The organism is Pseudomonas palmensis (genome assembly GCF_017848315.1).
Classification (GTDB): Bacteria; Pseudomonadota; Gammaproteobacteria; order Pseudomonadales; family Pseudomonadaceae; genus Aquipseudomonas; species Aquipseudomonas palmensis.
Map to the genome: position 1 here is coordinate 32,026 of NZ_JAFKEC010000017.1, position 17,495 is coordinate 49,520.

Here is a 17,495-nt window from a genome sequence, read left to right on the forward strand (position 1 = left end):
TGCCGGAAACGGCGTTCGGCACACACGACTTCTCACGGTCGGTGTCAGGGTGCGTCAGGGTTGGCGGACCATCCCGTGTCCAGCGGCTTGCGGTCGGACTGGTCGCCCAGTGCTGCCGAAGTCGCGACGACGCGTCCTGCTAGCTGTGGTGTCAAATGCACTCAGTCAGGAGGAGGAATCAGCCTTCGGCCGTGGACACCCTGGGGCATCTTGATCAAGACCGGGTCCGGTCGCGGGCCAGAGGGCCTGTGGACTGGACGCAGTGCTACACGGTCCGACGGTTGTGCATCTCCACCCTACACGTATCCCTGATAATTCGGGTGCTGCCGCGCGCTGAATCCGCAACGGGTTGCAGTTATCGCCAGCTCCATACGGGAGCCCGCGCTTTCTATGGCTAAGGCTGGTATTTCCGAAGCATTCGCCGTGACTGCGTGAAAGCGACTGCACTGAAGGAGTGGGCATCGAAAAAAACGTGCAGGAGGGTCAAACACCGCTCTTGTTGTTTTTTATCGGTCTTCTCTCATCGGCGCTGGTAGCGATTCCAGGCACTTCTGTAAACTGGCGAAAGCCCCGTCGGACGGCCTCGCGTCCTCGAGAATTGCGTAGGTCAGGGCCGGCTCAAAGCCATTGGTCCGCTGGCCAGCCGCTTTTGGCGGCGTTCGCGACTATAGCAGCAATCATTAAGTGCTTCAAATCCATAAAAAATTGTTATGATTCGCAAATGACGACTACTACCCCTCCGACCTCCGGCGTCCAGCTGATCGAGGTCGCGCCGGAACTTGCCGGCCAACGGATCGACAACTTCCTGATCACTGCACTCAAGGGCGTTCCCAAGACCTTGATTTATCGCATTTTGCGCAAAGGCGAAGTGCGGGTGAACAAGGGACGGATCAAGCCAGAGTACAAATTGCAGGCCGGCGATATCGTGCGCGTGCCGCCCGTTCGTCTGCCTGAGCGTGACGAGCCGGTGCCGCTGGCACAGGGCCTGCTTCAGCGACTCGAAGCGGCCATCGTGTACGAAGACAAGGCCCTGATCGTGCTCAACAAGCCTGCTGGCATCGCCGTGCACGGCGGCAGCGGGCTGAACTACGGTGTGATCGAAGCCTTTCGTCAGTTGCGCCCGGATACCAAGGAGCTGGAGTTGGTGCATCGGCTCGATCGCGATACCTCCGGTCTGCTGATGATCGCCAAGAAGCGCAGCATGTTGCGCCATCTGCATGCCGCGTTGCGCGGTGACGGCGTCGACAAACGCTACATGGCGCTGGTGCGTGGTCACTGGGCCACGGCCAAGAAGCAGGTCAATGCGCCGCTGCTCAAGAGCAACCTGCGTTCCGGCGAGCGGATGGTGGAAATCAACGACGAAGGCAAGGAGGCGCTCACCCTGTTTCGCGTGCTGCGCCGTTTCGGCGATTTCGCGACCATGGTCGAGGCACGCCCGATTACTGGCCGTACCCACCAGATTCGCGTGCATACCCTGCATGCCGGGCATTGCATCGCCGGCGACAGCAAGTATGGCGACGAGGATTTCACTCGCGAGATCCGCGAGCTGGGCGGCAAGCGCCTGTTCCTGCATGCCTATGCGCTGACCGTGCCGTTGCCCGATGGCGGCGAGCTGAAGCTGGAGGCGCCGGTGGACGACATGTGGGCCAAGACCGTGGAGCGTTTGAGTGCGCCGTGATTACGACCTGCTGATCTTCGATTGGGACGGCACGCTCGCCGATTCGATCGGGCGCATCGTCGAAGCGATGCATCGCTCGGCCGAGCGTGCCGGCTATGCGCTGTGCTCGGACGAGGCGGTCAAGGGAATCATCGGCCTGGCGCTGCCCGAGGCGATCAGCACGCTGTACCCGCATCTGGATCAGCCTGAAGTCATGGCGTTTCGTCAGCATTACGCCGACATCTATATGGCCCTGGATACCCAGCCGTCGCCGCTGTACCCCGGCGTGGTCGAGGCCCTCGAGTCGTTCAGGGCCGATGGCTATCGCCTGGCAGTCGCTACCGGCAAGGCGCGTCGCGGCCTGGACCGGGTGCTGGTGGCCAATGGCTGGGAAGCGTTCTTCGACGTTACCCGGGCTGCCGACGAAACCATGGGCAAGCCGCACCCGCGCATGCTCGAGGAGATCCTGGCCCATTGCCAGGTGCCGGCGAGCCGTGCGTTGATGGTGGGCGATTCGTCATTCGACCTGCTGATGGCGCGCAATGCCGGCATGCATTCGGTGGCGGTGGGGCATGGTGCGTTGTCGCTCGAGGCATTGAGCGTTTACGAGCCGCAGTTGTCCATACAGCACTTTTCACAATTGCAGGCGTGGCTAGGCCGAACCGCTGCAATCGAATTTCCAGGGTAGGTGAGCATGACTGACGAGTGGAAGGCGCCTGACGCCGAAAAGAACGAAGAGCGCACCAGCTGGAAGCTGCTCGAGAAGACCTTGCTGGCGGGCGTGCAGGAGCAGCGTCGGGCCCGGCGCTGGGGCATTTTTTTCAAGCTGCTGACGTTCGTGTACCTGTTCGGCATCCTGGCCCTGTTTTCGCCGTTGATGGATATCGACAAGACCGCCGCCCGTGGCGCGAGCCATACGGCGTTGATCGAGGTGCGCGGGATCATTGCGGACAAGGAGCCGGCCAGCGCCGACAACGTGATAGCCAGCCTGCGTGCGGCCTTCGACGACGCCAAGACCAAGGCGGTGGTGCTGCGTATCAACAGCCCGGGCGGCAGCCCGGTGCAGTCTGGCTACATCTATGACGAGATTCGTCGTCTGCAGGCCGCCAAGCCGTCGGTCAAGGTGTACGCGGTCATCAGCGACCTGGGTGCGTCAGGTGCCTACTATATCGCCAGTGCGGCTGACCAGATCTATGCCGACAAGGCCAGCCTGGTGGGCTCGATTGGTGTGACGGCAGCTGGCTACGGCTTTGTCGGCACCATGGAGAAGCTGGGTGTCGAGCGTCGTACCTATACGGCGGGTGAGCACAAGGCCTTCCTTGATCCATTCCAGCCGCAGAAACCGGACGAAACGGCCTTCTGGCAGGGTGTGCTGGACACCACCCACAAGCAGTTCATTGCCAGTGTGAAGCAGGGGCGCGGCGAGCGGCTCAAGGACAAGGAGCATCCCGAGCTGTTCAGCGGGCTGATCTGGTCGGGTGAGCAGGCCGTGCAGCTGGGGCTGGTGGACGCCCTGGGCAATGCCGATTATGTGGCGCGTGAGGTGGTGGGGGAGAAGACCCTGGTTGATTTCACCGTCGAAGAGTCGCCGTTTGATCGCTTCTCCAAGCGCCTGGGTGCCAGCGTCGCCGAGCACCTTGCCATGTGGATGGGCTTTCAGGGGCCGGCACTGCGCTGAGTGTGCTGATTAATGAAAAACCGGCCAGATGGCCGGTTTTTTATTGCTGGTATTGGCTTGCCCTCACGGTATGCTCACCCCTTCCTTGAGCAGCATGTCGACCAGTCGGATCAGCGGCAGTCCCACCAGGCTGGTGGCATCGCAGCCGTGGGTGCTTTGGAACAGGCTCACCCCCAGCCCTTCGCACTTGAAGCTGCCGGCGCAGTCATAGGGTTGCTCGGCGTGCAGGTAGCGTTCGATGCGTGGCAGGTCCAGTTCGCGCATGTGCACGGTAAATGGAACGCAATCGACCTCGCAATGGCCGCTCTGGGTATTGAGCAGCGCCACGCCGGTCAGGAAGGTGACGTGATTGCCGCTCGCAGCCAGCAATTGCTCGCAGGCCTTTTCGAAGGTGTGTGGCTTGCCCAGAATCTGTTCGCCCAGCACGGCAACCTGGTCGGAGCCGATGATAAGATGCCCCGGATGGCTGGCAGCCAATGCCTCGGCCTTGTGCCTGGCCAGGCGCTTGACCAGCTCTGGGGCGGGCTCTTCGCCGATGCGCTGTTCGTCGATATCGGGCGCTGCCCAGGCAAAGGGCAGTTGCAGTCGCGCCAGCAATTCGCGCCGGTAGGGTGAGCTGGAAGCCAGTAACAAGGGCAGCATGATGAACTCCTGAGCAGGTGCGCCGATTCTAACATGTTGAACGGGGCCGAATTTCCTTTGACAGGGGCGGGGGGCATCCCTAGAATGCTGCGCCTATGTTGAATGACCCGATTCCACCTCACGTTGACCCGCGCAAATTGGCCGATCGTGGTGTTTCTCTCGAAGGAACGCTGCTACTCGCCGATTTGGAGAGACTCTGCGACCCGCTTTCCGACGATGTCGGTACGGTGCAGGCTAAATTCGATTTTGAGCGAGACGAACAGAAAACCGTGGTTATCCACAGTGCTCTGACCGTCGAGGTCAAGATGGTTTGCCAGCGTTGTCTTGAGCTGGTCACCCTGCCGATCCACAGCGAATCTACATATGCTGTGGTGAAAGAGGGTGCGAATACCCAGTCGTTACCGAAAGGTTATGACGTGCTGGAACTGGGCGAAGATCCTTTGGATCTGCAAGCATTGGTCGAGGAAGAGCTTCTGCTCGCCTTGCCCATCGTGCCTGCTCATCATCCGGAAGAATGCCAGCAGCCGGCGGGCGCCGATGAGCCCGAACCGAGCAAGGACGAGGTAACGCGGTCCAACCCGTTCAGTGTATTGGCGCAGTTAAAGCGTGACCCAAACGTTTAGGAGTTAATCAATTATGGCTGTTCAGCAGAACAAAAAATCCCGCTCTGCCCGTGACATGCGCCGTTCGCACGACGCTCTCTCGGAAAACGCTCTGTCCGTAGAGAAAACCACTGGTGAAGTGCACCTGCGTCACCACGTATCGCCAGAAGGCGTATACCGTGGTCGCAAAGTGATCGACAAGGGCGCTGACGAGTAATCCTTGTCCGCTCAGATCGCGATTGACGCAATGGGCGGGGACTTCGGTCCCCGCAGCATTGTTCAGGCCAGCATTGCTTGCCTGTCGGCTACTCCCTCGCTGCACCTGACCCTCGTCGGTCAACCCTCCCTCCTTGAAGATCTGATCGCTGGCCAGTCGGCAGCGGATCGCGCGCGCCTGCATATTGTGCCGGCCAGCGAAGTGATCGGCATGGACGAGCGGCCGTCCCAGGCGCTGCGTGGCAAGCCCGACTCGTCGATGCGCGTGGCCCTCGAACTATTGCGTGATGGCAAGGTGCAGGCCTGCGTGAGCGCCGGCAACACCGGCGCGCTGATGGCGTTGTCGCGCTATGTGCTCAAGACCCTGCCCGGCATCGATCGGCCTGCGATGGTGGCGGCCATACCGACCCAGACTGGCTATTGCCAGCTGCTTGACCTGGGGGCCAACGTCGACTGCAGCGCCGAGCACCTGTTCCAGTTCGCCGTGATGGGCTCGGTGGCGGCGCAAGCGCTGGGCATTTCCCGGCCGCGCGTGGCGCTGCTCAACATCGGTACCGAAGACATCAAGGGCAACCAGCAGGTCAAGCTGGCTGCGACGCTGCTGCAAAATGCCCGCGGCCTCAACTACATCGGCTTTGTCGAGGGCGATGGCCTGTACCGTGGCGAAGCGGATGTGGTGGTGTGCGACGGCTTTGTCGGCAATATCCTGCTCAAGTCCAGCGAAGGCTTGGCCACCATGATCGGTGGGCGCATCGAGGCGCTGTTCAAGCGTGGCCTGATGGCGCGGGCAGTGGGGGCCCTGGCGATGCCGCTGCTCAGTCGCCTGAAGGCCGACCTTGCGCCGGCGCGCCACAATGGCGCGAGTTTTCTCGGCCTGCAGGGCATCGTCATCAAGAGTCATGGCTCGGCGGGTGTGCAGGGTTTCCAGAGCGCGATACAGCGGGCGCTGATCGAGATCCAGGAGAACCTGCCGCAGCGCTTGCACGGCCGTCTGGAGGATCTGCTGCCTTAGGCATCGGCACAACGACGTGCATAAATGTGACCGCTTGGTTCTCGTTACCATCCAATTGTCAGTTTTCTCGCGCTCAGCCCCGGCTGGGCGCTATTTTCGACGACAAGATCATTAGGGGCTTGTTCAATGTCTGCATCCCTCGCATTCGTCTTTCCTGGCCAAGGTTCGCAGTCGCTCGGCATGCTTGCCGAGCTGGGCGCCCAGTACCCGCTGGTCATCGATACCTTCCGTGAGGCCTCCGAGGCTCTCGGTTACGACCTGTGGGCACTGACCCAGCAGGGCCCGGAAGAACAACTCAACCAGACGGACAAAACCCAGCCGGCCATCCTGACCGCCTCGATCGCCCTGTGGCGCCTGTGGCTGGCCGAAGGTGGCGCGCGCCCTGCATTCGTTTCCGGGCACAGCCTGGGTGAATACAGTGCGCTGGTGGCTGCCGGCAGCCTGAGCCTGGGTGACGCGGTCAAGCTGGTCAAGCGTCGCGGCGAGCTCATGCAGGAGGCCGTGCCGGCCGGGCAGGGCGCCATGGCTGCGATTCTGGGCCTGGATGACGCCGTGGTCGTGGACCTGTGTGCTCAGGCCGCGCAGGGTGAGGTGGTCAGTGCGGTCAACTTCAACTCCCCGGGCCAGGTTGTCATTGCCGGTGCCAAGGCTGCTGTAGAGCGCGCCATGGAAGCCTGCAAGGCCGCCGGCGCCAAACGCGCGCTGCCGCTGCCGGTCAGCGTGCCGTCGCACTGCGAGCTGATGCGCCCGGCCGCCGAGCGGTTTGCCGAATCGGTGAATGCCATCGACTGGCAGGCCCCGCAGATCCCGCTGGTGCAGAACGTCAGTGCGGGCGTGGCTGGCGATCTCGAAACCCTCAAAAGCGACCTGCTGGAGCAGCTGTACAAGCCGGTACGCTGGGTCGAATGCGTGCAGACCCTGGCTGCCAATGGCGCGGTGCAACTGGTCGAGTGCGGCCCCGGCAAGGTGCTGGCCGGCTTGAACAAGCGCTGCGCCGACGGCGTGAACACCTTCAACCTCAATACCCCGGATGCTTTCGCCGCCACCCGTGCGGCGCTGGCCTGATTTAGGAGAAACTTGCATGAGCCTGCAAGGTAAAGTTGCACTGGTCACCGGCGCCAGCCGTGGCATTGGCCAGGCGATCGCCCTGGAACTGGGGCGTCTGGGCGCCACCGTCATCGGTACCGCCACGTCCGCCTCCGGCGCCGAGCGTATTGCCGCGACCCTCAAGGAGCACGGCATCGCCGGTACCGGGCTGGAGCTGAACGTGACCAGCGACGAGTCGGTCACCGCCACCCTCGCTTCTATCCAGGTGCAGTTCGGTGCGCCGACCATCCTGGTCAACAACGCCGGCATCACCCGCGACAACCTGATGCTGCGCATGAAAGACGACGAGTGGTTCGACGTCATCGATACCAACCTCAACAGCCTCTACCGTCTGTCCAAGGGCGTGCTGCGCGGCATGACCAAGGCGCGCTGGGGTCGTATCATCAGCATCGGTTCGGTCGTTGGGGCCATGGGTAACGTCGGCCAGGTCAACTACGCCGCCGCCAAGGCCGGCCTGGAAGGCTTCAGCCGCGCCCTGGCGCGTGAAGTCGGCTCCCGTGCGATCACCGTGAACTCGGTAGCGCCGGGTTTCATCGATACCGACATGACCCGCGAACTGCCAGAGGCGCAGCGTGAAGCGCTGCAAAACCAGATTCCGCTGGGTCGTCTGGGCCAGGTCGACGAAATCGCGAAAGTGGTTGCGTTCCTGGCCTCTGACGGCGCAGCTTACGTGACCGGTGCGACTGTCCCGGTCAACGGCGGGATGTACATGTAGTTAAATGTGACGGATTGCTTCAAAAAAATGTCATACGAGCTGTCTAAAATCCGTTATAAAGCTGCAACCAAATTCTAGGCGGCAGGTGGGTGTGAAGTTCGAGGGATGCATTACGCTTGAAAAGCGGGCGTCTTTCTATAAACTTACACACCGGCCAGCTGCCTGACATATATCCATTAGGAGTGAAAACTAGGTATGAGCACCATCGAAGAACGCGTCAAGAAAATCGTCGCCGAGCAACTGGGCGTTAAAGAAGAAGAAGTGGTCAACACCGCTTCCTTCGTAGAAGATCTGGGTGCCGATTCCCTTGACACCGTTGAGCTGGTGATGGCTCTGGAAGAGGAATTCGAGACCGAAATCCCTGACGAAGAAGCCGAGAAGATCACTACTGTTCAAGCAGCCATCGACTACGTCACCAGCCACCAGGCTTAAGACTTTGTAGTCGTCGCTTCTTGTCATGGAAAAACCGCACTGCCGTTACTGGCGTGCGGTTTTTTCTTTGCATGAGATGTAGACCATAGAATAAGGAGAGTGCTGTGTCGCGTAGACGCGTCGTGGTCACCGGTATGGGTATGCTGTCGCCACTGGGCACGGATGTGCCAAGCAGTTGGCAAGGCATTCTGGCTGGCCGCAGTGGCATAGGTCTGATCGAGCATACTGACCTGTCTGCCTACTCCACCCGTTTTGGCGGCTCGGTAAAGGGCTTTGAAGTCGAGCAGTACCTGTCGGTCAAGGAAGCCCGCAAGCTCGATCTGTTCATTCAATACGGCCTGGCGGCCGGGTTCCAGGCGGTGCGCAATGCCGGGCTGGAAGTCACCGATGCCAACCGTGAGCGTATCGGCGTGGCCATGGGTTCGGGCATCGGCGGCCTGACCAATATCGAAGAAACCAGCCGGACCTTGCACGAGCAAGGCCCGCGGCGCATTTCGCCGTTCTTCGTGCCAGGCTCGATCATCAACATGATTTCCGGTTTCCTGTCGATCCACCTGGGTGTACAGGGGCCCAACTACGCCATTGCCACTGCCTGCACCACGGGCACGCACTGCATCGGCATGGCGGCGCGCAATATCGCCTACGGCGAAGCCGACGTGATGATCGCCGGTGGCGCAGAGATGGCGGCCTGTGGCCTGGGTATGGGCGGTTTTGGCGCTTCGCGTGCGCTGTCGACGCGCAACGACGAGCCAACCCGTGCCAGCCGGCCGTGGGACAAGGGCCGTGACGGTTTCGTGCTGTCCGACGGTGCCGGTGCGCTGGTGCTCGAAGAGCTCGAGCACGCCAAGGCGCGGGGTGCGACCATCTATGCCGAACTGGTTGGTTTTGGCATGAGCGGCGACGCCTACCACATGACTTCGCCACCCGACAACGGTGCCGGTGCGGCCCGCTGCATGGCCAACGCCTTGCGCGATGCGGGCGTGAACCCCAGCGAAGTCGGCTACATCAACGCCCACGGTACCTCGACGCCTGCCGGCGACCTGGCCGAAGTGGCAGCGATCAAGTCGGTGTTCGGCGAGCACGCCTACAAGCTGGCCGTGAGCTCGACCAAGTCGATGACCGGTCACCTGCTGGGGGCTGCCGGCGCGGTAGAGGCGATTTTCAGCGTGCTGTCCATCAATGGGCAAGTGGCGCCGCCGACCATCAACCTCGATGAGCCGGATGAAGGCTGCGACCTGGACTTCGTGCCGCACCAGCCGCGCAACATGCCGATCGAGGTCGTGCTGTCGAACTCCTTCGGTTTTGGCGGTACCAATGGCTCGCTGGTGTTCCGCCGGTTCGCCGAGTGATGCACAGCTGGGTCGATGGCCTGCCGGCTGACGCCCTGACGTTGGGCAGCCGCGGGCTGGCCTATGGCGATGGTCTGTTCGAGACCATCGCCGTGCGGGCCGGGCAGCCCTCGCTGCTGACGTATCACCTCGACCGCCTGGCGCTGGGTTGCCAGCGCCTGGCGATCGACGCCGATCACCCACTCATCCGCGACGAGGTATGCCGTTATGCCGGCTTGCTGGGTGATGGCGTGCTCAAGCTCATTCTCACCCGTGGCGACAGTCAGCGCGGCTATGCCCCGGCTGCCGGTGCACCGCCGCGTCGCATTCTTCAGGCCAGCCCCGCCGCCAGCTACCCGCCGCAGAACGCCGAGCAGGGGGTAAGGCTGTTTGCCTGCCAGACCCGCCTGGCCGAGCAACCCTTGCTTGCCGGGCTCAAGCACCTCAATCGCCTGGAGCAGGTACTGGCACGGGCCGAGTGGCAGGGCGCCGAGTACGCTGAAGGTTTGATGCGTGATGTATCCGGGCGCGTGATCGAAGGTGTCTACAGCAACCTGTTCGTGGTGCGCGATGGCGTGCTGTACACCGCCGACCTGGCGCGTTGCGGCGTGGCCGGGGTAATGCGCGCTGCCTTGCTGGACGAGGCGCCGCGCCACGGTATCACGGCCCGTGTGGTCGACCTGGCGCTGGCCGATCTCGAGCAGGCCGACGAAGTGTTGCTGTGCAACAGCGTGTATGGCGTATGGCCGGTGCGTGCATTTGCATCGCTGAACTGGTCGCCGGGGCCGCTCACCCGTAAACTGCAGGCCATTGCCCGTACGCTACTGGATGCCTGATTCGTGAGACGTAAATTGTTGGTGCTGCTGGAGACCGGGTTGATCCTGGCCGGCCTGCTATTGGGCTTCTCGGCCTGGAAGGTGCACTCGGCGCTGGAGCAGCCGCTGCACCTGACCGGCGAGCGGTTGCTCGATGTTCCTACCGGCACCACGCCCAACCGCATGTTCTACCGCATGCAGCAGGACGGCGTGATCCGCGACGCCTTCTGGCTGCGCCTTTACTGGCGCTTCAACATGCCGAGCGTGGCTTTGCATACCGGCGAGTACCGCATGACCCCCGGCATGAACGTGCGCGACCTGTTCGAGGCGTGGCGGCGTGGTGACGTGGTGCAGTACAGCCTGACCCTGGTCGAGGGCTGGAATTTCCGCCAGGTGCGCTCGGCACTGGCCAGACATGAAAAGATCCGCCAGACCCTGGATGGCCTGAGCGACAGCGAGGTCATGGACAAGCTCGGGCACCCGGGCGTGTTCCCCGAGGGGCGCTTCTTCCCTGACACCTATCGGTTCGTGCGCGGCATGAGCGATGTCGAGTTCCTGCAGCAGGCGTACGCGCGCCTGGAGGAGGTGCTGGCCAAGGAGTGGAACGAGCGCTCCCCGGCTGCGCCCTATCGCGACCCTTACCAGGCGCTGATCATGGCCTCGCTGGTCGAGAAGGAAACCGGCGTGCCACAGGAGCGTGGTCAGATCGCCGGCGTCTTCGTGCGTCGCCTGCAGATCGGCATGCTGCTGCAGACCGACCCTACCGTGATCTATGGCATGGGCGAACGCTACAACGGCAAGATCACCCGCGCCGACCTGCGTGAGCCCACGCCCTACAACACCTACGTGATCGCCGGCCTGCCGCCGACGCCGATTGCCATGGTCGGGCGTGAAGCCATTCACGCGGCCTTGAACCCGGAGCCGGGCAGCAGCCTGTACTTCGTCGCGCGGGGCGATGGCAGTCATGTGTTCTCCGACGACCTGGGGGCGCACAATTCAGCCGTGCGCGAGTACCAGATCAAGCGGCGTGCCGACTACCGTTCAAGCCCGGCGCCAAGCGCCGGCGACACCCCGAACGAGGTTCCTGCATCCGAGGCGCCCCAGGCTGCACCGCAGCCTGCCGAGCCCTCGGTGCAGCCGGATGTTCCCCCGGCCAGCGAACCTACCCCGCAATGACCCTGATTAAGGACTGCCTGTGAGCGGCTTGTTTATCACCCTGGAAGGTCCCGAAGGCGCGGGCAAGAGCACCAATCGCGAGTACCTGGCCGAGCACCTGCGCGCCCACGGGCTGGATGTGGTGCTGACCCGCGAGCCGGGCGGCACCCCGCTGGCCGAGCGCATACGCGAACTGTTGCTGGCCCCCAGCGATGAGACGATGGATGCCGACACCGAGCTGTTGCTGGTGTTCGCCGCGCGCGCCCAGCACCTGGCCCAGGTGATCCGCCCGGCGCTTGCGCGGGGCGCCATCGTCCTGTGCGACCGTTTCACCGATGCCACCTATGCCTACCAGGGCGGTGGCCGCGGGCTGTCGGTCGAGCGCATTGCCACCCTTGAAACCTTCGTCCAGGGCGACCTGCGCCCCGACCTGACCCTGGTGTTCGACCTACCGGTGGAGGTCGGCCTTTCGCGCGCAGCGGCGCGCGGGCGGCTGGATCGCTTCGAGCAGGAAGGCCAGGCGTTTTTCCAGGCTGTTCGCCAGGCCTACCTGGCCCGCGCAGCCGCCGACCCGGCGCGCTATCACCTGGTCGATGCCGCGCAACCGCTGGCCCGGGTTCAACTCGCCCTGGATGCGTTGCTGCCGCAGATCCTGGAGCGTTGCCGTGGCTGAGGCCTACCCGTGGCAGGCGACGCTCTGGCAGCAACTGGCCGGGCGCACACAGCATGCCCATGCGTACCTGTTGCACGGCCCGCAAGGCATCGGCAAGCGGGCGCTGGCCGAGCGCCTGATGGCGTTTCTGCTGTGCCGCCAGCCCGAGGGGCTTGAGGCGTGCGGGCACTGCAAGTCGTGCCAGTTACTGAAGGCGGGCAGTCACCCGGACAACTACATCCTGGAGCCTGAAGAGGCCGACAAGCCGATCAAGGTCGACCAGGTGCGCGACCTGGTCAGCTTCGTGGTGCAGACCGCGCAGATGGGTGGACGCAAGGTGATTCTCATCGAGCCGGTCGAGGCAATGAACATCAACGCTGCCAACGCCTTGCTCAAGAGCCTCGAAGAGCCTTCGGGCGATACCGTGCTGTTGCTGGTCAGTCACCAGCCCAGCCGGTTGCTGCCGACCATCAGGAGCCGTTGCCAGCAACAGGCCTGCCCGTTGCCAAGTCAGGCGCAGAGCGAGGCGTGGCTGGCAGCCGCGTTACCCAACAGTGACGAGGCCGAGCGCCACGAACTGCTGAGCCTTGCAGCAGGTTCGCCACTGCTGGCTGTCAGCCTGCAGGCCCAGGGTGTGCGCGAGCAGCGCGCGCAGGTGGTCGAGGGGGTCAAGAAGCTGCTCAAGCAGCAGCAGTCCGCGACCCAGTTGGCCGAAGGCTGGAACAGCATCCCGCTATTGTTGCTGTTCGACTGGTTCTGCGACTGGTCCAACCTGATCCTGCGCTATCAGCTGACCCAGGACGAAGAGGGCCTGGGGCTGGCCGACATGCGCAAGGTCGTGCAGTACCTTGCCCAGAAAAGCCCGCAGGGCAAGGTGCTGGATATCCAGGACTGGATTCTTGTGCAGCGCCAGAAGGTGCTGAACAAGGCCAACCTCAACCGCGTGCTGTTGCTCGAAGCGTTGCTGGCCTCCTGGGCCCTGTTGCCGGGCCAGCGTTGAGCTGGCCTTTCGATCCTCCATTTTCAGTGTTGTCATTACGCCCATGCTTGTAGATTCCCATTGCCACCTCGACCGTCTCGACCTCGCCGCCCATGGTGGCTCCCTGGATGCCGCGCTGGATGCCGCGCGGGCACGGGGTGTCGGGCATTTCCTGTGCATCGGCGTAAGTGCCGACAATGCGGCCAAGGTCAGGGCGCTGGCAGCGCGCTACCCTGATGTGGACTGCTCGGTCGGCATCCACCCGCTGGACCTGGCGCCAGGCGAAGCGCCGGCGCTGGACTGGCTGCTCGGCGAACTGAACCACCCCGAGGTGGTGGCCATTGGTGAGACCGGGCTGGACTATCACTACGAGCCCGAGGCTGCACAGTTGCAACAGGCGTCGTTTCGCCTGCACCTGGAGGCGGCCAGGCTCACCGGCAAGCCGGTGGTCATCCACACCCGTGCGGCGCGCGCCGATACCCTGACCCTGCTGCGCGAGGCGGCATTGCCGCAGGCAGGCGTGCTGCACTGCTTCACCGAAGACTGGGAGATGGCCAAGGCAGCGCTGGACCTGGGGTATTACATTTCGTTGTCGGGGATTGTCACGTTCCGCAATGCCGACGCGTTGCGTGATGTGGCGCGGCAGGTGCCGGCAGATCGTTTGCTGGTAGAGACCGACTCACCGTACCTGGCGCCGATTCCGCACCGCGGCAAGCCGAACTTGCCGGAGTATGTGCGTGACGTGGCGGAGTTCATCGCGTTGGTGCGGGGGGAGCGTTACGAGCAGCTGGCGCAACAGACCACCGAGAACTTCAGGCGTCTGTTCCCCCTGGCACGGGTGCGGGTGGCCTGACCCCGCTGCGCGGGCGCCGTGGCGGTCGCGCGGGCAAAAAAAACCCGGGTTCTGGGGGGGAATCCGGGTTAAGACCATTAGGAGTAAAACAAAGGCGAGCGGTCCGTGTTCACCCTTATCGGCGCGTCACTTGGGGGGATGCGTCGCGCCAACACCTCAAGTATTGGTCAGGTTCGCCGCGATTCCACCAAGGGTTGAGCGTTTTTTAAACAGATTTGGAATACGTGCGGCCCTGCTGAGCACGCATTGCTCTGCCGTGCGCCTGACCGCCTGGATTGCACGTCTGGGGCAGGGGGAAGGGGAGGTCCGCTTCGGGCAACCGGGTCGCCGGCCTGTTCAAACTCATCAAGAAACATAGGCATGCGCGGATGATCCGTGCATTTTTGCGCAAGTTAGGCATAATAACGGGCTTCGATTTTGATCCAGTCCTTCTTATGCAGAAAGAACCTCGTAAGGTCCGTGAGTTTCGTCGCCGAGAGCAAGAGATTCTCGATACCGCGCTCAAGCTGTTTCTCGAACAGGGTGAAGACAGTGTCACCGTCGAGATGATCGCTGACGCCGTGGGTATCGGCAAAGGCACGATCTACAAGCACTTCAAGTCCAAGGCGGAGATCTACCTGCGCCTGATGCTCGACTACGAGCGCGATTTGAACGAACTGCTGCACTCTGCCGATGTGGATCGCGACAAGGAGGCCCTGTCGCGTGCCTACTTCGAATTCCGCATGCGCGACCCGCAGCGCTACCGCCTGTTCGACCGCCTCGAAGAGAAGGTGGTCAAAGGCAACCAGGTGCCGGAAATGGTCGAGGAGCTGCACAAGATCCGTGCCTCCAACTTCGAGCGCCTGACCCTGCTGATCAAGGGTCGCATCACCGAGGGCAAGCTCGAGGACGTGCCGCCGTATTTCCACTACTGCGCAGCCTGGGCCCTGGTGCATGGCGCGGTGGCACTGTATCACTCGCCGTTCTGGAGCAATGTGCTGGAGGACCAGGAAGGCTTCTTCCAGTTCCTCATGGACATTGGCGTGCGCATGGGCAACAAGCGCAAGCGCGACCCGGAGCCATCTGGCAGCTGAATGCTCGCTGGCGCCGTGCAGGCATATACTCAGGTAAGAGGCTTGCAAAAAACTGATTTCTGAGTCAGGTTTTGCAGGCCCGATTCACACTTGCCGGAGTGCTCCATGATCGTCGACCGTCAAGGCAGACGTTTTCGCAACCTGCGCGTCAGCCTCACCGCGGCGTGCAACTATGCCTGCACCTATTGCGTGCCGGACGGCAAGCGTCTGGTCGCAGCGCAGGATGAGCTCTCGGCCCAGGCCATGGTGCGTGGGGTGGCCTGGCTGATCGAAGCTGCCGGTATCGAGCGCCTGCGTATCACCGGTGGCGAACCCCTGGTCAGTCCCAAGCTCGAAGCCTTCCTGGCTGGCGTGTCGGTGCTCGGCCTCGATGACATCGCCCTGACCACCAATGGCCAGTTGCTCGCGCGCAAGCTGCCATTGCTGCTGGATGCCGGCATCCGGCGCCTGAATGTCTCCCTTGATACCCTCGACGCCGATGCCTTCCGCGGGATCTCCCGTGGCGGGGATCTGGCCAGCGTGCTCGATGGCATGCACAAGGCCAGCGACGCCGGCATGAAGATCAAGGTGAACATGGTGCCACTGCGCGGGCGCAACCTCGATCAGGTGCTGCCGCTGCTCGACTACTGCCTGGCCCGTGGCTATGAACTGCGCTTTATCGAACTGATGCGCATGGGGCACCTGGCCAGTGACCACAACGCTTTCCTGCAGCAGTTCGTGAGCCTGGAGCAGTTGCTGCAACTGATCGGCGAGCATCACGAGTACGCCCAGGCCGATGCGCCAGTGGACGCCACTGCATTGCGCTACCGGGTGCCGGGGCAAGGCCACTTCGGCGTGATCGCCAACGAAAGCGTGCCGTTCTGCCGAACCTGCTCGCGCCTGCGTCTGTCTTCTACCGGGTGGCTGCATGGCTGCCTGTCGTCGAGCAACCGGCATTTCATCGGTGACCTGCTCGACAAGCCGCGCCACCAGGCGTTGCCGGCCTTGCAGGGCATGTTGATGAAGGCCCTGGGCGACAAGCAGGCCGTGGCATTTTCAGGCGGTGCCACGGTGATGAAGATCATCGGCGGTTGAGCCATACCCTCCAGCTGGCGCAAAACCTGCATCTGGCGGCTGTTCGCCGGTTTTCCGTCACCGGCTTCTGGAGGAAAGATGCGTAGCCTGGTTCTGCTGCTGGCGCTGATGGCGCTGGGTGGCTGCATGAATGTGAGCGATATGGGCGAAGGTGTGCGCTACCACATGAGCGACGCCGGCCTGCTCGACCATAGCGAAACCCGCCGTTCGTTGTCGGTGCGCCTGCAGCCCGACTCGTTCGTCTTCATCGGTCAGGGCGTGTTCGTGCCGCCGGGCAATGCCTATCCGCGGCCCAACGTGGTGGCCGAGGAAGCCTTCAAGGCCTTTGTCGAGTACTTCCCGCTGGTGCGACGTGCCGAGGGTCCGCTGGGGCTGGAGGATGCCTTGTCCCAGGCGCGCGACGTGGGCGCGCATTACCTGCTGTATGCGCGTTTTGCCAAGGCCGACAACCGTATCGGCAATGGTGACGAGTGGTACGACGAGCAGGCGGTGGACCGCCTGGGTGTCGACACCGGAAGAATTCAGCTGATGCTGATCGAAACCAGTACCCGCTATCTGATCGATACCGTGAGCATCCGCAGCCGTGGCGGTTTGCTGACGTTCCACGACAATCAGCCGCAGGATTTGATTGCGGCACCGCTTGAGGATTACGCTCGCAGTTTGTTGGGCATGAGCCGCTGAGGAGCAGATGATGGTGGATACCGGCAAGGCCAATGACCTGTTGGCGCAACTCCCGAAGGTCGGCAAAGGTCCGGCGCCGGTCCACCTGTGGAATCCGGACTTCTGCGGCGACATCGACATGCGAATCGCCCGCGACGGTACCTGGTACTACCTGGGCACCCCGATTGGTCGCAAGCCGATGGTGCGTCTGTTCTCCACCATCATCCGTCGCGACGGGGATGACTACTTCCTGGTCACGCCTGTGGAAAAGGTCGGAATCCAGGTCGATGATGCGCCGTTCGTGGCGGTGCTCATGGACGTGCAGGGCAGTGGTGAGCAGCAGGTGCTGCGCTTCACCAGTAATGTGGAGGATGTGGTCGAGGCCGGGCCCGAGCACCCGCTGCGTTTCGTGATCGACCCGCTGACACAGGAGCCTTCGCCTTACGTGCACATGCGCAACAACCTCGAGGCGCTGATCCATCGCAGCGTGTTTTACCAGCTGGTAGAGCTGGCTGTAACGCGCGACATCGATGGGCAGCCATGGCTGGGCGTATGGAGTGCGGGGCAGTTCTTTCCAATCGGGCAGCAATAGCCTGTCGCAGCCTTTATCGCCAGGCAGCCCTGGTCCGGGCTGAAGACAAAAACGAAAAAACCCGCCAAAAGGCGGGTTTTTCGAGTATTTCAGAGGCTGTGCAAGCACGCTCTGAAATGGTGTTTGGCTCCGCGACCAGGACTCGAACCTGGGACCCAATGATTAACAGTCATTTGCTCTACCGACTGAGCTATCGCGGAATCTGGGGCGTATCTTACTGATTGCTAAGGGGAAGTCAAGCTCCCCCTGAGCA

Annotated in this window: 20 protein-coding genes and 1 tRNA gene; 19 read left to right on the forward strand and 2 right to left on the reverse strand. The window is 62.7% G+C overall.

Annotation, left to right across the window (positions count from 1 at the left end; all coding sequences use genetic code 11):
• Positions 1–721: 721 nt before the first annotated feature.
• From rluC to sppA, 3 genes are read left to right on the forward strand one after another with little or no spacing between them, the layout of a single operon-like run.
• On the forward strand, positions 722–1,678 hold the full coding sequence (gene rluC / locus JZZ72_RS11855; protein WP_043862884.1) for a 23S rRNA pseudouridine(955/2504/2580) synthase RluC: 957 nt from the start codon (positions 722–724) through the stop codon (positions 1,676–1,678).
• On the forward strand, positions 1,668–2,345 hold the full coding sequence (locus JZZ72_RS11860; RefSeq protein ID WP_210014499.1) for an HAD-IA family hydrolase: 678 nt from the start codon (positions 1,668–1,670) through the stop codon (positions 2,343–2,345). The genes rluC and JZZ72_RS11860 overlap by 11 nt, the downstream gene beginning before the upstream one ends.
• 6 nt (positions 2,346–2,351) lie before the next feature.
• Positions 2,352–3,335, forward strand: a complete 984-nt coding sequence (sppA, locus tag JZZ72_RS11865; protein WP_058541100.1) for a signal peptide peptidase SppA — start codon at positions 2,352–2,354, stop codon at positions 3,333–3,335.
• A 63-nt stretch (positions 3,336–3,398) separates the two neighbouring features.
• Here the strand turns inward: sppA and JZZ72_RS11870 are convergent, their stop codons facing one another.
• A complete protein-coding gene (locus tag JZZ72_RS11870; protein WP_043862881.1) occupies positions 3,399–3,977 on the reverse strand; it encodes a Maf family protein in 579 nt (192 codons plus the stop codon).
• A gap of 95 nt (positions 3,978–4,072) precedes the next feature.
• Here JZZ72_RS11870 and JZZ72_RS11875 point away from each other — a divergent pair, with 95 nt between their 5' ends.
• The 16 genes from JZZ72_RS11875 to JZZ72_RS11950 all read left to right on the forward strand — a co-directional run bounded on the left by JZZ72_RS11875 (position 4,073) and on the right by JZZ72_RS11950 (position 17,242).
• The gene (locus tag JZZ72_RS11875; RefSeq protein WP_054915811.1) at positions 4,073–4,600 is read left to right on the forward strand and encodes a YceD family protein; all 528 of its coding nucleotides are present in this window, start codon (positions 4,073–4,075) and stop codon (positions 4,598–4,600) included.
• Between the two features lie 13 nt (positions 4,601–4,613).
• The gene (gene rpmF / locus JZZ72_RS11880; RefSeq protein WP_010223221.1) at positions 4,614–4,796 is read left to right on the forward strand and encodes a 50S ribosomal protein L32; all 183 of its coding nucleotides are present in this window, start codon (positions 4,614–4,616) and stop codon (positions 4,794–4,796) included.
• Positions 4,797–4,799: 3 nt separating this feature from the next.
• Positions 4,800–5,807, forward strand: a complete 1,008-nt coding sequence (gene plsX, locus JZZ72_RS11885; protein ID WP_078479736.1) for a phosphate acyltransferase PlsX — start codon at positions 4,800–4,802, stop codon at positions 5,805–5,807.
• 126 nt (positions 5,808–5,933) lie between these two features.
• The gene (gene fabD / locus JZZ72_RS11890; protein WP_043862878.1) at positions 5,934–6,872 is read left to right on the forward strand and encodes an ACP S-malonyltransferase; all 939 of its coding nucleotides are present in this window, start codon (positions 5,934–5,936) and stop codon (positions 6,870–6,872) included.
• Positions 6,873–6,888: 16 nt separating this feature from the next.
• Positions 6,889–7,629: a 3-oxoacyl-ACP reductase FabG gene (gene fabG / locus JZZ72_RS11895; protein ID WP_043862877.1), complete on the forward strand. Its 741-nt coding sequence runs from the start codon at positions 6,889–6,891 to the stop codon at positions 7,627–7,629.
• 195 nt (positions 7,630–7,824) lie between these two features.
• Positions 7,825–8,061, forward strand: coding sequence for an acyl carrier protein (acpP, locus tag JZZ72_RS11900; RefSeq protein ID WP_003175607.1), 237 nt, complete (start codon positions 7,825–7,827; stop codon positions 8,059–8,061).
• Positions 8,062–8,165: 104 nt separating this feature from the next.
• Entirely contained in the window at positions 8,166–9,410 is a 1,245-nt protein-coding gene (gene fabF, locus JZZ72_RS11905) for a beta-ketoacyl-ACP synthase II (protein ID WP_043862876.1), read from the forward strand.
• Positions 9,410–10,225, forward strand: a complete 816-nt coding sequence (pabC, locus tag JZZ72_RS11910) for an aminodeoxychorismate lyase (protein WP_058541074.1) — start codon at positions 9,410–9,412, stop codon at positions 10,223–10,225. Before fabF ends, pabC begins: the two co-directional genes overlap by 1 nt.
• Positions 10,226–10,228: 3 nt before the next feature.
• Positions 10,229–11,380 (forward strand): endolytic transglycosylase MltG, encoded by a 1,152-nt coding sequence (gene mltG / locus JZZ72_RS11915; protein ID WP_054915808.1) that lies wholly within the window; start codon positions 10,229–10,231, stop codon positions 11,378–11,380.
• 19 nt (positions 11,381–11,399) lie between these two features.
• Positions 11,400–12,032 (forward strand): dTMP kinase, encoded by a 633-nt coding sequence (tmk, locus tag JZZ72_RS11920; protein WP_054915807.1) that lies wholly within the window; start codon positions 11,400–11,402, stop codon positions 12,030–12,032.
• The gene (locus JZZ72_RS11925) at positions 12,025–13,011 is read left to right on the forward strand and encodes a DNA polymerase III subunit delta' (protein WP_116055106.1); all 987 of its coding nucleotides are present in this window, start codon (positions 12,025–12,027) and stop codon (positions 13,009–13,011) included. The genes tmk and JZZ72_RS11925 overlap by 8 nt, the downstream gene beginning before the upstream one ends.
• A 43-nt stretch (positions 13,012–13,054) precedes the next feature.
• Positions 13,055–13,843, forward strand: coding sequence for a TatD family hydrolase (locus JZZ72_RS11930; RefSeq protein WP_210014500.1), 789 nt, complete (start codon positions 13,055–13,057; stop codon positions 13,841–13,843).
• Positions 13,844–14,277: 434 nt separating this feature from the next.
• Positions 14,278–14,916 (forward strand): TetR/AcrR family transcriptional regulator, encoded by a 639-nt coding sequence (locus tag JZZ72_RS11935; protein WP_054915804.1) that lies wholly within the window; start codon positions 14,278–14,280, stop codon positions 14,914–14,916.
• 105 nt (positions 14,917–15,021) lie between these two features.
• Positions 15,022–15,990 (forward strand): GTP 3',8-cyclase MoaA, encoded by a 969-nt coding sequence (locus JZZ72_RS11940; protein WP_043862869.1) that lies wholly within the window; start codon positions 15,022–15,024, stop codon positions 15,988–15,990.
• Positions 15,991–16,068: 78 nt separating this feature from the next.
• On the forward strand, positions 16,069–16,671 hold the full coding sequence (locus tag JZZ72_RS11945) for a DUF4823 domain-containing protein (RefSeq protein ID WP_043862868.1): 603 nt from the start codon (positions 16,069–16,071) through the stop codon (positions 16,669–16,671).
• 10 nt (positions 16,672–16,681) lie between these two features.
• A complete protein-coding gene (locus tag JZZ72_RS11950) occupies positions 16,682–17,242 on the forward strand; it encodes a DUF1285 domain-containing protein (protein ID WP_043862867.1) in 561 nt (186 codons plus the stop codon).
• Between the two features lie 124 nt (positions 17,243–17,366).
• Here the strand turns inward: JZZ72_RS11950 and JZZ72_RS11955 are convergent.
• Positions 17,367–17,442: transfer RNA gene (locus JZZ72_RS11955), tRNA-Asn, on the reverse strand.
• Positions 17,443–17,495: the final 53 nt, after the last annotated feature.